This is a genomic window from Clostridium sp. AM42-4 (assembly GCF_003480105.1).
GTDB lineage: Bacteria > Bacillota > Clostridia > Lachnospirales > Lachnospiraceae > Brotaphodocola.
On record NZ_QUIK01000011.1, the window covers coordinates 109,320 to 125,977 of the forward strand.

General features: G+C 45.2%; 15 protein-coding genes. 1 reads left to right on the forward strand and 14 read right to left on the reverse strand.

Annotation, left to right across the window (positions count from 1 at the left end):
• Nucleotide 1: 1 nt before the first annotated feature.
• The 14 genes from rsxC to DW922_RS10540 form a co-directional block, all read right to left on the reverse strand.
• Nucleotides 2–1,339 (reverse strand): electron transport complex subunit RsxC, encoded by a 1,338-nt coding sequence (gene rsxC, locus DW922_RS10475; RefSeq protein ID WP_118726494.1) that lies wholly within the window; start codon nt 1,337–1,339, stop codon nt 2–4.
• A gap of 861 nt (nt 1,340–2,200) precedes the next feature.
• Nucleotides 2,201–3,616, reverse strand: a complete 1,416-nt coding sequence (gene uxaC / locus DW922_RS10480) for a glucuronate isomerase (RefSeq protein WP_118533974.1) — start codon at nt 3,614–3,616, stop codon at nt 2,201–2,203.
• 10 nt (nt 3,617–3,626) lie between these two features.
• Nucleotides 3,627–5,210, reverse strand: a complete 1,584-nt coding sequence (locus tag DW922_RS10485; protein ID WP_118726495.1) for a mannitol dehydrogenase family protein — start codon at nt 5,208–5,210, stop codon at nt 3,627–3,629.
• Between the two features lie 2 nt (nt 5,211–5,212).
• Nucleotides 5,213–6,307: a mannonate dehydratase gene (gene uxuA, locus DW922_RS10490; protein ID WP_118726496.1), complete on the reverse strand. Its 1,095-nt coding sequence runs from the start codon at nt 6,305–6,307 to the stop codon at nt 5,213–5,215.
• A 20-nt stretch (nt 6,308–6,327) separates the two neighbouring features.
• Entirely contained in the window at nt 6,328–7,353 is a 1,026-nt protein-coding gene (locus tag DW922_RS10495; RefSeq protein ID WP_118726497.1) for a zinc-binding alcohol dehydrogenase family protein, read from the reverse strand.
• A gap of 11 nt (nt 7,354–7,364) precedes the next feature.
• Entirely contained in the window at nt 7,365–7,823 is a 459-nt protein-coding gene (locus DW922_RS10500; protein WP_178716290.1) for a YhcH/YjgK/YiaL family protein, read from the reverse strand.
• An 84-nt stretch (nt 7,824–7,907) separates the two neighbouring features.
• Nucleotides 7,908–8,918 (reverse strand): 3-dehydro-L-gulonate 2-dehydrogenase, encoded by a 1,011-nt coding sequence (gene yiaK / locus DW922_RS10505; protein ID WP_118726499.1) that lies wholly within the window; start codon nt 8,916–8,918, stop codon nt 7,908–7,910.
• 24 nt (nt 8,919–8,942) lie between these two features.
• Nucleotides 8,943–10,226 (reverse strand): TRAP transporter large permease, encoded by a 1,284-nt coding sequence (locus DW922_RS10510; RefSeq protein ID WP_118533959.1) that lies wholly within the window; start codon nt 10,224–10,226, stop codon nt 8,943–8,945.
• Entirely contained in the window at nt 10,223–10,732 is a 510-nt protein-coding gene (locus DW922_RS10515) for a TRAP transporter small permease subunit (RefSeq protein ID WP_118533958.1), read from the reverse strand. Before DW922_RS10515 ends, DW922_RS10510 begins: the two co-directional genes overlap by 4 nt.
• A gap of 27 nt (nt 10,733–10,759) precedes the next feature.
• On the reverse strand, nt 10,760–11,800 hold the full coding sequence (locus DW922_RS10520; RefSeq protein WP_118533957.1) for a C4-dicarboxylate TRAP transporter substrate-binding protein: 1,041 nt from the start codon (nt 11,798–11,800) through the stop codon (nt 10,760–10,762).
• Nucleotides 11,801–12,035: 235 nt separating this feature from the next.
• Complete coding sequence (locus DW922_RS10525) at nt 12,036–12,740, reverse strand: GntR family transcriptional regulator (protein ID WP_118533956.1); 705 nt, start codon at nt 12,738–12,740, stop codon at nt 12,036–12,038.
• Nucleotides 12,741–12,859: 119 nt separating this feature from the next.
• Nucleotides 12,860–13,885 (reverse strand): sugar kinase, encoded by a 1,026-nt coding sequence (locus DW922_RS10530; RefSeq protein ID WP_347560301.1) that lies wholly within the window; start codon nt 13,883–13,885, stop codon nt 12,860–12,862.
• Between the two features lie 36 nt (nt 13,886–13,921).
• Nucleotides 13,922–14,947 (reverse strand): sugar kinase, encoded by a 1,026-nt coding sequence (locus DW922_RS10535; protein WP_118726500.1) that lies wholly within the window; start codon nt 14,945–14,947, stop codon nt 13,922–13,924.
• A 3-nt stretch (nt 14,948–14,950) separates the two neighbouring features.
• Nucleotides 14,951–15,592, reverse strand: coding sequence for a bifunctional 4-hydroxy-2-oxoglutarate aldolase/2-dehydro-3-deoxy-phosphogluconate aldolase (locus DW922_RS10540; RefSeq protein WP_118533953.1), 642 nt, complete (start codon nt 15,590–15,592; stop codon nt 14,951–14,953).
• Between the two features lie 227 nt (nt 15,593–15,819).
• On the opposite strand from DW922_RS10540, the gene DW922_RS10545 reads away from it, so the two are divergent.
• Complete coding sequence (locus tag DW922_RS10545) at nt 15,820–16,590, forward strand: IclR family transcriptional regulator (protein WP_243024868.1); 771 nt, start codon at nt 15,820–15,822, stop codon at nt 16,588–16,590.
• The last annotated feature ends 68 nt before the right edge of the window (nt 16,591–16,658 follow it).

The following is a 16,658-nucleotide window of genomic DNA, read 5'->3' on the forward strand; positions in this document are numbered from 1 at the left end:
TTTACTTTCCCCCCTGTGCTTTTTTTCTGCGGTTGGCTGCAACCGTTTTTCTCATTTCCTTGAAAGCCTGGGTCAGAGGACGTTTTGCCGGACATACGAAGGTACAGCTTCCGCACTCCATACACTCCATACCGTTGAGTTTCTCAAAGGTATCGCAGTCGCCCTTTAATGCTGCTTTCATCATCATAACCGGAACAATATGGCTCGGGCATGCGCTTACGCACTTACCGCAGCGGATACACGGAGTCTCCACGTTTGCTGCCACCTGGTCCTTGGTCATGCACAGGACAGAACCGTTGGTCTTGATGACCGGAACGTCTAAGTCGAACATAGCAAAGCCCATCATAGGACCACCGGAAATGACTTTCTCCGGCTCAGTCTTGAATCCGCCTGCTGCCTCGATCAGTTCCTGGGTGTTGGTTCCGATCTTAATACGGAAGTTTCTCGGATCTGCGATTGCATCGCCGGTTACGGTGAATACACGCTCGATCAGAGGAGTGGTCTTGCATACTGCATCGTAAATAGCGATGACAGTACCAATGTTGTCCACGATGCAGCCTGCATCTGCAGGAAGCATGGAGGAGTTTACTTTTCTGCCGGTGATTGCGTAGATTAAGGAACGCTCACCACCCTGCGGGTACTTGGTCAGAAGCTCGCATACCTCGATACGCGGCTCGTCTTTTACTAACTCTTTCAGCTTTTTGATTGCTTCCGGCTTGTTGTTCTCAATGCCGATCACGCCCTTTGCCTTGTCAAACAGCTGAAGGATAACTTTCAGACCGCCGATGATTTTTTCCGGATTCTCCATCATGCAGCGATAGTCAGAAGTCAGATACGGCTCACACTCTGCACCATTGATGAGAATGTACTCGATTGCATCTTCGTTCTTCGGAGACAGCTTTACGTTGGTCGGGAAACCAGCGCCGCCCATACCTACGATACCAGCTGCTTTTACGATATCGCGGATTTCCTGCTTGGACAGAGTGGACGGGTCACGGTCTGCGCCCATGCCTTCTACTGCCTCATACAGTCCATCATTTTCCACTACAACGGAATTTACCATGCCGCCGCTGGCAACACGTCTCGGCTCTACAGCCTTAACAGTACCGGATACGGAGCAGATGACATTTGCAGAAATGAATCCGCCTGCTTCACCGATGATCTGACCAGCCAGGACTCTGTCGCCCTTCTTTACCAGCGGGTTCGCCGGTGCGCCGATTCCCTGGGACATCGGGAATACCAGATCTCCCTTCGGCATCAGGACCTGTACCGGCTTGCTCTCGGACAGTTCTTTACCCTCGTAAGGATGAACGCCGCCTTTAAATGTAGCCAATCCCATTTTCCTTTACCCTCTTTCTATACATTTTCAACTTGCTATCGACAAAATCTCTCGTTTTGCCATCATGGTCAGTATAACATAATTCGCGGTTTACGACAATCAAAAATTACATATTGTATACAATATAACAATCGTTTTTTCCTTTGAAAACATGTCAGATTCACAGTTTTTGGCCGAAATTTTTGTTAATTCGCGAACGATGTTAGCAGAGTGAAACCGCCGCTTGTTTTTGTAAAAAAACATGAATATTTCGACATGTTTCCTATAGCGTTCAATAATGGGATTCTGCCGGAATCAGCCTGGAATTTGTCAGAATTCAGTTGCGTTTCGATTTGTTAATTTTTCGTCGAAGAATAGCGTGTTTTTTCTGCTTATTAGTATTTATAGTTTTTACTTATATATATTATTTGTTGTACTTATAAGTGTGCACTTATCTCCCATACAGTCCCAGCATTATGATTCCTTGCACGTTCTGGATTTTTCACAGCCCCTGGTTCCTTCAGACTGCCTCTTTTCAGACCGGCTCCTTACTTTTTCACGCTTCCACAAAAAATTTCAAACTTTTTTCCTGTTCATGCAATAAAAACGCAAACTCCTGCATTAACCTTATGAACGGATGAAAAGAGTCCTGTTCTGTAAAAGAAAACAAAGCAAAAATATCACAATCACACAATCAATTTATTTACGAAATCCTTTGATGCATTACACTCTATCACACCCGCTGCGTTTTCTTTTCCGGACATGGCTATTTTCAAAAAACCTTAAAAATTAGGGTTGCAACCAAAAGAAAGCGCCCCACCGGTGTTTTGTCCACCGGTGAGGCGTTTTCTTTTTTTGCTTTCTGCTGCACAATGTCAGGATTTATCTTAATTGTTTTTCAAAACCAAAGTACCTGACAGCATTATAATATGAAATTCCTTTTACAATCTTTTCCAAAACCTCATAATCTGCCGGGTATTCTCCATTCTCTACCCAACCTCCGATCAGGTCACACATGATCCTTCTAAAGTATTCATGCCTTGTATAGGAAAGAAAACTCCGGGAATCAGTCAGCATTCCAATAAAATTGCCCAGCACACCAGAATTAGCAAGAGATGTCATCTGTTCTATCATTCCGGATTTATGGTCATTGAACCACCATGCACTCCCCTGCTGTATTTTTCCGAATGCGCTATCGTCCTGAAAGCATCCCATTATGGACCCAATCGTTGCATTGTCAGACGGATTTAAGGAGTATAAGACTGTTTTCGGCAGCTCTCCTGTCTGGGCCAAAGCATTTAGGTAATCTGCCATTTCTGCGGCAGGCGCGTAATTGCTGATACAGTCTGTTCCTACGTTTATCCCTAGCTTATCATAGATCCGGATGTTCACATCCCGCTTTACGCCATAATGCAGCTGCATTACCCAATCTTTTTTATGGTATTCCCTGCCCATCCTAAGCATAAAAGCTGTCTCAAACTGCTTTTTCTCCTGTCCAGTGATATTTTCTCCCGCCAGCCTCTTTGCAAAAATAGCTTCCACTTCTTCTTCCGTGGCAGGCTGGTACATAACATAATCCAGACTGTGATCCGAAATCCGGCATCCGTTTGCCTCGAAAAAATCCATTCGGATCTTCAATGCACAGATCAGACTGTCAAAACTGTCAATCTTGACTCCAGCTACCGTTTCCAGTTTTTCCAGATAATCCAGATAATCCGGTCCGGTAAGATTCATGGCCTTTTCCGGACGCCATGCCGGAAGCACACGCACATCAAACGATGGATCAGCTTCTATTTTCTGATGCCATTCAAGCGTATCGACTGGATCATCTGTAGTACACAAAAGTCTGACATGAGACATTTTTATGAGATCCCTTGGCCGTCTTCCATCTGCCTGAAGCTGTTCATTACATAAATTCCACACCGTCTCAGCTGTATATCCATTCAAATAGCCATCATAGCCAAAATATCGTTTTAATTCCAAATGGCTCCAGTGATACAGTGGATTTCCGATTGCCTTTTCCAGAGTTTTCGCCCACTTCTGGAATTTTTCCCTGTCGGAGGCATCTCCTGTAATGTATTTTTCTTCCACTCCGTTTGCCCGCATCAGACGCCATTTGTAATGGTCTCCACCAAGCCATGCCTGAGTGATATTTTCGTACTTTCTGTTCTCGTAGATTTCCTGCGGGCTCAGATGGCAATGGTAATCTATGATTGGCATTATCTCAGCATACTCATGATAAAGCTTTCTTGCCGCTTCTGTTGACAGAAGAAATTCTTCATCCATAAAAGATTTCATAGCCGTCACCTTATCTGCCTGCTACATATTTATGCAGTGTTTTCCGGACAGCGCCAACACCGCCATACAATTCTGCTGCCATTGCTTCAATGCGCTCTCCCATACCAGCTTCATAGAGATCCACACCAAATACATCGGTTCTGCTGTATAATTTTCTTAAGCAGGAGAAGTCCTGTTCGCCCTCTTTTACTTCTAATCCGGCAACGATGAACTGCAATTCCTCTAACAGCGGATCCGGAGAAGGCTCAAAGCTCTTTCCTTCATCATCGATCCCTTTCAGATATCTGGAATATCCTGCTAATACCAACGATAACAGCACCAGATCATCTGTTTTCAGGCCTGCCTTCTGGTATCCCTTGATCGTTTCACCAAAACGGATCGGCAGCTTCTGGGAAGTATCGGTAGCAATACGCTGTGGTGCATCCGGCATGAACGGGTTCGGCAGACGCTGCTCTAAAACTGCTTTGATAAAGTCCGCCGGCTTTAATACTCCTGGATCGATCACAACCGGCATTGCCTCAATGTATCCAAGCTTCGTGATAAGTCCGCGGATATCCTCGTCCTTCATTTCTTCCGAAATCAGGCTATAGCCCAGCATGCATCCATAAATGGACATTGCTGTATGAAGTGGATTCAGGCAGGTGCACACCTTCATACGTTCTACCTTATCTACAGTTTCCCGGTCTGTGTAAAGCACTCCGCCTAATTCCATCGGTGGACGCCCATTGGTATAGTTATCCTCAATAACCAGATACTCTGTCTCTTCTGCATTTACAAAAGGAGCCGTATAGGTCTTCTTATCGGTAATGATCGTTTCCCAATCCTCAAAGCCGTCCTCTTCCAGAAGCTTTTTCACCTTCTCATCCGGGCGTGGGGTAATTTTGTCAATCATGCTCCATGGATAAGATACCTTCTTGTCATCCTGTACATACTCCAGGAATCCAGCCGGAACCAGACCCATGCTTTTCCACTTCTTTGCATAAGCAGTAACAGCCTGCCTTACTTTATCTCCATTATGGCTGCAATTGTCCATGCTCTGAACCGTAATCGGGTATTTTCCAGCCTGGAAACGTTTATATAATAAAGCAGTCACCTTGCCCATGATCAGGCCCGGGTTAAGTCCTTTTTCGAGATCTGCATCAGAAACGGAATAACCTTTTTCTGTAATCGTGAAGCTGATCATCTGCAGGGACGGGTTTTCAAAAATATCCTCCAACCGTTTCCAGTCATCAGCAAAGCCCTTGTCCGCTTTCAGACTTTCTGTCACAGAAGCAATTACCTGTTTCTGGATCGTTCCATCGGACTTAAGGACCACTAAAAGGCTCAGGTTATCATACGGACGGTAAGCTTTATCAATGATCTCATAGTCAAAGCCTTCCACAACGACCACGCCGCGGTCATACTTTCCTGAATCCAGCGCTTTCTGCAATACAGCCGCTGGGAAAGCCCGGAAAATATTTCCGGCACCAAAATGTACCCAGGTCGGGTTTTCATATGTTTTTTTCCGTACTGCTTCTACATCAAAGGAAGGTAATTCATATCCTTTTTCCTTCCATTCCGGAGTCACCTCATGTTTCAGTTCAGAAAGCTTCATGATTACTGCCCCTCCTGCTCATTTTTCTGTTTTTCCAGCATATCCCAGATTCCCCAGATATACATGATTCCCAGTGCCCTGTCATAAAGGCCATATCCAGGACGTACATTGCCTGGCCCCTCTGTCCACAGCTGACGACCATGGTCTGGACGGATATAGCCTTCAAAACCACAATCGTGGTATGCCTTCACAATATCCAGAATACCGGTTTCCCCATCGCAGTCACGGTGGCTTGCTTCGATGAAGTCACCATTTGGGAAATGATGCACATTGCGAATGTGCGCAAATGCAATGCGGTCGCAATGCTTCCGCACGATATCAGCCACGCAGTTCTTTGGATTGGAGCTTAAGCTTCCGGAACAAAGAGTGAGACAGTTATGTGGATCATCCACCATTTTTAAAAAGCGGTCAATGGATTCTTCATCCACAAGCAGTCTCGGAAGTCCGAAAATATCCCACGGCGGATCATCCTGATGAATTGCCATCACAATTCCGGTTTCTTTGCAGACTGGCATTAAAGCCTCCAGAAAATATTTCAGATTCTCCCAGAGTTTTTCTTTAGTAACCGGACGGTATTTTTCAAAAAGCTCATCCAGCTTTGCCATACGCTCCGGTTCCCAGCCCGGGAAGGTAAGACCATTTGCATTCTTCAAAATATAATCCGCCATTTCTTTCGGATCTTCATGGATCTTACTGGTCTCGTAAAACATTGCAGTGGATCCGTCTCCTACCGGATGGTAAAGATCCGTTCTTGTCCAGTCAAATACCGGCATGAAATTGTAACAGATTACTTTTACGCCAAATTCAGCCAGATTACGGATCGTCTGGATATAATTGGCAATATACTTGTCTCTAATAGGCAGACCAATCTTGATATCATCGTGTACGTTTACAGATTCTACTACATCCATATTAAATCCGTATGGTTCCAGTTGTTTCTGTACTTTACGGATTTCTTCCTTTTCCCACACTTCTCCCGGCTGCTTGTCGTGCAAAGCCCAGACAATGCTGGTCACACCAGGAATCTGTCGGATATCAGAAAGGGAAATCATATCATTTCCTTCGCCATACCAGCGAAATCCCATTTGCATAGGCATAGTTTCATTCCTCCACTCTTTTATTCGTCAAACGTCAGAACAATTTTTCTGATAGATGGATCATGGGTATCGTTAAAATCAAACGCTTTCTGTGCATCCTGGAAATAAAATCTATGGCTGATACTTCCATTCAGGTCTACCTGTCCCTTTTCAACCAGATCGATCACAGTCTGGAATCTGCGGTTCTGCAGACGGCTGCCTCTTACATCCAGCTCCTTAGAGGTGATAACAAACTGGTTGATATCATCCGGATCCACACTAAAGCCCATGGTGATCACTCTTCCTGCATTTCCGGCACAGCGGCAGGCAGTCAGGAAGCTTCCCTTAAAGCAGGCAGCATCGATCACTACGGTAGGTCCATAACCATCTGTAATTTCATGGACTCTCTCTACCAGATCTTCAGTACGGCTATTTACAACATAGGTAGCACCATGCTTTAATGCCTCTTCCAGCTTTCCATCTTCGATATCGGCTACGATAATGTTCTGCGGGTGGTATAAACGCGCAATACGTAAAATACTGTTTCCAAGTGCACCTGCACCGATGATCAGGACATTATCCTCAAATTCGATCTGTGCACGGCTGCAGGCCTGTACTGCAATGGTGGTCGGCTCGATCATAACTGCATCCTCATAAGAGAGGCTATCCGGGAGACGGTAACAGTCACTTTCCGGAACTGCCATAAATTCACGGTAGCCGCCATCGATATGAACTCCGCGCACCTTAAGGTTTGCACAGACATTCGGTCTTCCCTTACGGCAGGCATAGCAATGTCCGCAGGCAGTCACCTGATCAATGATCACACGGTCACCTACCTTGAATTTTGTGGCATTTTCGCCAACCTCCACTACATCCCCGACCATTTCATGTCCGATCACTCTCGGATAAGTAGCTGCTGCATTTTTTCCATGATAAATTCCTACATCAGATCCGCAAATGCCTGCTGCGCGGATTTTTACCAACACGTTGTTTTTTTCATCCAGAACCGGTTTTTCCATATCAATGATCTGCAGATCATTTGGTTTTACAATCTTTACTGCTTTCATCTGTTCTACCTCTAATCAACTTTCACTTTGCATATAATCTTCCGGATCGTTTCTGGCGCCTCTGCGGTATTGCACAATGGGCAATGAGGCTCCATTGGCCAGACTGCATAAAATTCGCCTTCCCCGATCACAACACTGTAGCTATCTTTACAATCCCAGAATGCGTTATCCGTATTCGGATCATAAGCGATGTCCTGCTCCGGTGCAAGCGGTGCTACCGCACAGCTTTCTGCGCCCTTTATGATATAATGGATATCCATAAAGTTCTTATGGATTTCCATCTTAGCTTCATCCCTTCCATGGGTTTCCTTTGTAAGGACATGAACGATCACTTCATCCGGAATGACCGGATAGCTTCCATCTTTTAATTCCGGATCATCTGCATGTTCTGCAATAAACTGCAAAGCGGCTGCGATATTTTTATGACAGTGCTCATAGCGGCTGCGGTTTTTGATATGATCAACGATCATGATATTCCTCCTAAATAACGATACTCCCGGAATATCCATGCTCCCATTGCTGAAAGTCTGTCATTCCGGGAGTACTCTTACTTTTTACAGAGCTTTAATTTCTGCCCAAACAGAATCATCTACGAAAATTCCCTTTTCATCATGCTCTTTGTTAAACTGTACATAGTCTTCACCAGGTGCCATAATGCCGTTGCTGTGCTCTGCCAGCTCTGCACTCTTTAAGTACTCGATCGCACGGCGGATCGTCTCACTCATTTTATCTCCATCTGTGATCTTCTTCGGATCGATTACGATCATTACCTGAGAACAGCCGCCGCAAGAGCCTTTCTTAGAAGCATCCAGATCAACCGCACCAACACCATCAGAAAGAATTGATCCAAGAATGTCTAACATAAAGGAGAAGCTGGAGCCTTTCCAGTAGCCGATCGGCATAATACGCATGGATTCTTCAATTGCGCCAGGATCGTCGGTAATATTGCCATCCTTATCAAATCCGCCAGGGAACGGAAGCTTCTTACCTGCCAGACGGGTTACCTGAAGTTTTCCATAAGCATACTGGCTGATTGCCATATCCAGCTGCATTGCCGGACCACCATCCGGACCCGGGCACGCCATTACAAACGGGTTATTACCAAGACGGCACTCCTTTGCGCCCCACGGCGGCATGCATGCCTCTGTGTTGGTCCACATGATGCCCACATAGCCTTTTCTCGCAACATACAGTCCGTATGTGCCTCCGCGCATCCAGTGGGTGGTGTTCTTTAAGCCGACCATACCAATACCATACTGATCTGCCATCTCCATTGCCCGGTCAGCAGAATAAAGTGCATTTAAAATACCAGGTCCCATATTTCCGTTGATGACCTTTACAGCACCGCAATCTTTTTCGATAACCGGATCTGCGTTTACATCAACCCAGCCCTTTTGGATATAATCTACAAAACGGGCAACACGGTTGGTTCCGTGTGAATAAATACCATCATAGGTAGATTCTGTGTGGATTCTTGCACAGATATCTGCTTTTTCTTCAGTTAAACCGTATTTCATGAATACGCGTTTGATCTCACTCTGGATCTCATCAAATGATAATCTCATGTCAAATCTCCTTCTTCTTTATATTTATGCTGCGCCATATACCAGATTCGGCAGGAACAGTACCAGCTGCGGGAATGCTGCCAAAAGGATCAGCAACACAATAATGGATGCTACAAACGGAATAGATTCCTTTGTATATACCTCGATCGGACAACCAAGAATCGAACATGTCGTGTACATGGTTACACCAATCGGCGGGGTCATACCTCCCATTGTGATCAGGATCATGTACATTACGCCAAAATGTACAGGATCGAAACCATAGGATGTGATGATCGGCAGGAAGATCGGAGTCAGTAGCAATACATTTGCGGTTGCTTCCATAAACATTCCTACAAAGAATACAAATAACATTACGATCAGCAGGATCACATACTTGTTATCGGATACCGCTGTAATCATGCGGGCCAGTGTCTGCGGCAGCTGTCCTGTTACAATGGCATAACCGAATGCATTGGAACAGATAATGATGAACATGATAACTGCCAGGTCTACTGCAGTGGTGGAAAGGCATTCCATCAGCTTACTGATAGTAAGCTCGCGGTAAATGAATAAGCCAACAAACAGGGCGTACACAACCGCAAATGCACCTGCCTCTGACGGTGTGAAGATACCAAAACGGATACCTACAATCAGGATAACCGGGAAAAGCAATGCCCAGATATTTTCCACAAGTCCTTTCAGGACCTCGCCCATGCTCGGAAAGCTTTCATGCTCCGGCTTATAATCTCTCTTTTTGGAAATAAACGCTACAGAGATCATAAGGGCTGCTGTCATTAAAATTCCAGGTATCATACCAGCCAGGAACAGACGTCCAATAGATACCTCACCGGTAACACCATAAAGGATCAGCCCTAAGGACGGCGGGATCGTCGATGTGATCAAACCACCCATAGCCAGGATTGCTGCGGTAAATCCTTTGGAATATCCTCTTTTTTCCATGTCCGGTCCTAAAATACGGCTTTCCATAGCCGCATCTGCTGTAGCAGAACCGGAGATACCGCCCATCAGGCAGGAAAGAAGCACGGACACCTGGGCAAGACCGCCTCTCATATGACCGGTCAACAGGTTACAGAACTTGATCAGGCGGGAGGTAATACCCGTTTCGTTCATCAGGTTTCCTGCTAATACAAAGAACGGAACTGCCAGCAGGGAAAAGGACTGGGTACTGCTGACCATTTTCTGTACAACGATCTGTACCGGAACCTGCTCTGTCACAAAGAAGGACAGTGCTGACAGACCTACTGTAAACGCCACCGGAAGTCCGATCGCTAAAAGAACAACAAATGTAATTCCAAGGATGATCATGCTGCAACCTCCTTTTTCGTCAGACTGCTGTAATCATTCGTGATGATGTTTCTTACATACTGCACAATGTGCTTAATGGATGAGATGCACATAAGGCCACATCCAACCGGGCAGCTTGCCGTAGCAAACGAATAGCTGATATAAAGTGTCTGGTATTTTCTTGCCGCGTTTACAATACATAAGTTGATTCCATAACGCACTGCAAACAGTAAGAAGAATAAGATCAGCAGGTAATTAAACAGATAGATCGCATTGAGAAGCTTTACCGGGAATCTGGTGATCAGCATATCCACGCCCATGTGTTTGTCTTTTCTCATAGCCAGGTCTGCACCAATAAAGCTTACCCAGGCAAATACCAGCTGCGCCAGGTCTGTGGATACTGACATGTCCACTCCAAAGAAACGCAAAACTGCTGCTGCGAACACCGTAAAAATCAGGATCAGAAGTCCGGCGCACACTAACCAGGTTTCCACCTTATTCAGACCGGATTCTAAAGTTTTTAACATAGTCACCCCTCCTAATAGCAAACAGCCTTATCTTCCAAGTTCTTTATCAATCGCTTCCTTGATCTCTGTATATTTCAGCTCGTCGTAAACCTTGTTGCAAGCCTCTTTGAAGGCTTCCTTGTCGCACTCTACTACTTCGATTCCACCGTCTGTAAGAGTCTTTAAGTATTCGTCGTTCTTTGCGATTACATTCTCAGAAGCGTTTTTACCTGCTTCAAAGCTGGCATCCTGTAAAATGGTCTTATATTCCTCCGGAAGCTTGTCGTACCAGCCCTGTGAGATCACAAGACCTGTAAGAAGCTGCTGATGTCCGGTAAATGCCAGATACTTGGTAACCTCCTGCATGGAAGAACCGACTGCTGCAGACAGATGTACCTCAACGCCCTCGATTACCTGCTGCTGTAATGCCTGATAGGATTCAGACCACGGAAGAACGGAGGTATTTGCTCCCATTGCTTCCAGAGTGCTTGTAACTACCTGGGATCCTGAAGAACGGATTCTCTGACCCTTTAAATCAGCCGGGGTCTTAACCGGGTTCTTTGTGAAGAGTTCTCTCTCGCCCTGATAGTAGTTGAAGGAAAGAATCTGGAAACCACAGTTTTCAACTTCTTCTTTCATTTTTTTGTAGGTTTCTGTCTCGAACAGGTGTAATGCTTCATCGTAGCTTTCTGCAATGTACGGTGCCTGAAGCACACCAATATCATAAACATAGTTACTCAGACGGCCTGGGTCTGTGATAACACCTACGCCTGCTCCAACCAGCGCCTGCTCCAGCACATCCTCATCGCTGCCGAGCTGGCTACCGGAATACAGCTCAACCTGAATGTCTCCATTTGTTTTTTCTTCCACGTTCTTTTTGAAAACATCTGTTAAAGCCACAAATAATGGGTCGGTCTCACTTAATGCAGTGTTTACCTTTAAAATGTAATTACCGCCACCATTGGATGCTGCCGTTTCTGCCTTTGCCTCTCCTGCTGCAGTCGTAGTTGTTGTAGCTGTGGAATTTCCACAGGCAGCCAGAGATGCTGCCATTGCACAGATCAGTAATGCGGACAGTGTTTTTTTCATTTTTTATTCCTCCTAGATTTATATAGCTTTTGTAATCTTTGCATATTGATATGATAGCACACTAGCATGTTAGTGTCAATACTGTCATTTTTTATAATTTTATAGAATCTTTTTTGTGTATTTTACCAGTCTCATTTAAGACCATTCTATTTCTGATACACAAAAAGGCCCTGCAACAGATTTTCAGCCAGCCGTCACAAGACCTTTTCATTTCTTCTTATTTTATAGGTTATATCTACAGGGATCCTATCCGGTTTTCCCAGCTCCGTTCCCCTTCCGACTCAAAATAGTCCGGATATTGTGCAATAAGCCCCGCTTCGTCGATATCCAGCCTCCGCACATGGGAAGACAGCGCCCTGGCTGCCTCTTCCCTGGAACCAGATTCCAGAAGCGTTGCAATCTTATGATGCTGCTCGATCGACTCCTGCATTGCAGTGTCTCTTTGTACATACAGGATTCTTAAACGGTTATAATGGCCATTGCGGGACGCGATCGTTTCCCATGCCATTTCCTGCCCGGTCACATCAAACAGAACCTTATGGAACTGATCATCTGCCTCCAGAAAACCCACAAAGTCTTTCTCTTCGCCACATTTTTTCTGAAGCTGGATCAGCTCAGCCATATTTTCCTCAACTTCACAGCCACTTTTATCCATAAATTTGCGGATAACGCCCATTTCCAGGCATTCACGGATAAATTTCTCCTGCTCTACCCTTTTGAGGGAAATTTTTGAAACCATTGTTTCTCTTTGCGGGATCATCTCTACCAGTCCTTCTGACTGCAGACGCAGAAATGCCTCACGCACAGGTGTACGGCTCACATTCAGTTTTGTTGCAATCTCCTGGGTACTCATAGTCTGTCCCGGCTCCAGTTTCATGGACATTATATTACGTTTTAATTCCTCATACACCAATGTTTGTATGGATTTTCGTTCAATCATGATCTGCTCCTTCCAAGCCTCAATGCTAGCATGTTAACACTATAGCAGATTTTTTTATCAGATACAACAATAAAAATCACAAAAATCCATAGGAATAAAAACAAATTAACAAAAATCTTCTAGCGGTTCATCTCCAGCTGCGGTCCAGTTGATTTATGTGCCTGAATGATCGATTCAATCTCGTCCAGATCCGAAGAAGGCAGATCTCCCGGTATGGTATTCTTCACCGCGCTTGTGGCATTTCCGTATTCAAGAGCCCGCTGATAGTTTCCCGGTTCTGAGAGAAGCCCATACAGCACGCCTGAAATATACGCATCCCCGCTGCCAATACGGTCTACCACCTCTATATTACGATATGGCTCTTCTTCATAATAACGGTCAGTATCCCTGCTATAGATCACCGAGCCAAAGGTATGGACCTTCGGGCTATGCACGATCCGCTGCGTGGAAGCTACCACGGAAACCGGATATTCCTCCGTAAAGCTCTTCATCATGCTTCTCACATCTCCGGTCTTACCAAACGTCAGGTGCGCAGTATCTTCCGAGCAGAAAAACCAGTCTACATATGGCAGAATCTTTTCAATACATGCCCTGGCCTGGGCACCGCTCCAAAGATTTGCCCGGAAATTCACATCAAAAGAAATCTTTGCTCCCTGCTCTTTGAAACGCTTCATCATTTCTATGGCGGTCCTGCAGCACTGCTCTCCCAGTGCCAGTGTAATTCCGCTGGTATGGAAACACTTTGCGGACTGATAGAGAGACTGGTCGAAATCTTCGGTTTTTATCTTATTCATGGAAGTGTGCATTCTGTCATACACAATTCTCGGTTTTCTCGGCTGGGCACCATTTTCATAATAATATATGCCAAGTCTTGCATCATTCGTGTCATCATAAACCAGATAATCATCGCTGACTCCGCAAAACCGTATTCTGTTCTTGGCATATGTCCCGATATCATTATCTGGAAGCTTGGAAATAATACCTGTACGCAGTCCTAAAAGAGAGACTCCCGATACTACGTTTAACTCAGCACCACCAACCTGCTTCTGAAAGTTTTCCCCGCGCATCAGCCGCTCATTACTGGGCGGTGATAAACGCAGTAACACTTCACCAAGAGATAATAAATCAAATTCCTTTTCCATCATTCCGTCTCCTTCGCTATCAGGCCCTTTGAGAGCGTGTTATCTCTGGACGCGACCTGAAGCGTCTCCTCCTGCAAGCTTCTGTACTTCCTCCATGGAAACCATGTTGAAATCTCCCTCAATGGAATGCTTCAGGCAGGATGCTGCGACTGCAAATTCGATCACGCTCTGAGAATCGTAACCATTTAATAATGCACAGATCAGGCCGCCGCCGAAGCTGTCACCACCACCTACGCGGTCAACAATGTGCATTTTATATTTCTTGCTGAAGAAATAGTCTGTGCCATCATATAACATGGCAGACCAGTTATTATCATTTGCAGAAAGAGACTCACGCAGTGTAATTGCAATTTTTTCAAAACCAAAACGATCAGCAAGCTGCTTTGCCACGTCCTTATAGCCTTCATGGTTTACTGCACCTTTGGTGACATCTGTATCTGCTGCCTTGATACCGAATACATCCGCAGCATCCTCCTCATTTGCAATACATACATCTACATATTTGCACAGCTCGGCCATAACCTCTCCGGCCTTTTCCTTAGACCATAACTTATTTCTGTAATTCAGGTCACAGGAAATCTTTACGCCTGCTGCCTTTGCTGCTTTACAAGCATCCAGGCAGATAGCTGCAACTTCATCATTCAGTGCCGGGGTGATACCTGTAAAATGGAACCACTCTGCACCTGCGAAAATTTCATCCCAGTTAAAGTCAGCTTGAGATGCAGTGGCCATGGAAGATCCTGCGCGGTCATAAATCACCTTGGAAGGTCGCTGTGATGCACCTTTTTCCAGGAAATAAATACCTACACGGTCTCCGCCACGAGCAATGTAAGAGGTATCTACCCCGTATTTCCGGAGTGCGTTCACCGCAGCCTGTCCGATCTCATGAGCCGGAAGCTTTGTAACAAATTTTGCATCGAAGCCATAATTTGCCATTGATACTGCTACATTTGCCTCGCCGCCACCATAGGTTGCCCCGAATGTGTCTGCCTGTACAAAACGATAGTATCCTTCCGGAGCCAGTCTTAACATAATTTCCCCAAGTGTAATTACCTTCTTAGCCATTTCTTAATTCCCCCTGCTTTCTTTTACGATTTCTACTGCTTCCTTTACTAATTCCTGAATTTTGTCAAACTGTCCGGATTTTACCAGATCACCTTTTACCATCCAGCTTCCGCCACAGGCAAAAATCTTATCACAAGCCAGATAATCTCTTACATTCTTTGCATTGATACCACCAGTCGGCATGAACTTCATACCAACATATGGTGCTGCGATGGCCTTGATATAGTTCAGACCACCAGCCTGCTCAGCCGGGAAAAATTTTACAACCTCGAGACCGTTCTCAATGGCCTGCTCTACATCACTCGGGTTTGCGCAGCCTGGTGTGATGATAATTCCCTTTTCAACACAATATTTTACAACCTTCGGATTCAGGCCCGGGCTAACAATAAATTTTGCACCTGCAGCAACCGCTCGGTCCACCTGTTCTGTGGTGAGAACTGTACCTGCGCCAACTAACATATCTGGATATTTCTCCGTCATGATGCGGATGGATTCTTCTGCTGCATCGGTACGGAAGGTTATCTCTGCACACGGAAGACCACCCTGACAAAGTGCTTCTGCAAGAGGTGCTGCATCCTTTGCATCGTCTAAAACGACTACCGGTACAATTCCGATTTTCTGGATCTGTTCTAATACTTCATTCATATTTTCCTCTCCTTTTGTTCCGTATTATGGAACTGCATTTCATATAGTGATACTTTATGATTTGATTATACCGATTTTGCCTTAGATGTCAACTGTGATACCTGCTTAATTTTTTATATTTTTATTGTGCATAATCCACAGTTGCGCAGTCTTTCCCCCTATGGTAAAATTAGTTTCATATAATGAAACCATATTTCGCAATGCCAATAGAAAGGGGCTATAACACCATGGAAAACACACTGGAAAACAAAAACCCAATTCAGGTAGCAGACCGGTTATTTCAGGCTATGGAGCTTCTGGCCGCCAATGGTCCCATGGGACTTATGGAAATCAGCCTTCAGCTCTCCCTGAACAAAAGTACTGTACACCGCATTTTAAATTCTTTAATCTATATGGGATATGCCCGGCAGAACCCGGAAGACAACCGTTACGAATTAAGCTTTAAAATTGTTGGTCTCGCCAACCAGATGATGGAAAAAGTAGACATCGTGAAACTGGTTCGTCCCTATCTCCGCAGGCTTATGGAGGATACCGGAGAGACAGTTCATTTTGTTGAACGCGACAACACCGATGCTGTCTATATCGATAAAGTAGAATCCTATGCGAACTCTGTGCAGATGGTTTCCCGTATCGGCAGCCGTATCCCGCTCTACCGTTCCGGTGTCGGAAAAGCCATCGCAGCCTGTCTCCCGGAAGAAGAAGTGTTGCATTTATGGCAGAACAGCCAGATCATTGCCGTCACCCCCTACACCATCACCAATTATGAGGAATTCCGTCACTGTCTTCATGACGTTCATACACACGGTTATGCACTGGATAACGAAGAAAACGAACTAGGGGTTCGCTGTATTGCAGCCGCACTCCCGGACCATACAGGAACAGCCCGCTATGCATTCAGCATCTCGGCACCGGTCGGACGCATGGACAATCAGCGGATTCTGGAGCTGTCACACTTTGTACTCAATACAAAAAACGAATTAATGAAGCTGTTTTTTTAATCTGTTAGAAACCTCTAGCACCAGATACAAAAACAAAAAGAGACTATTTTGCAAAGAATCTTTTTTCT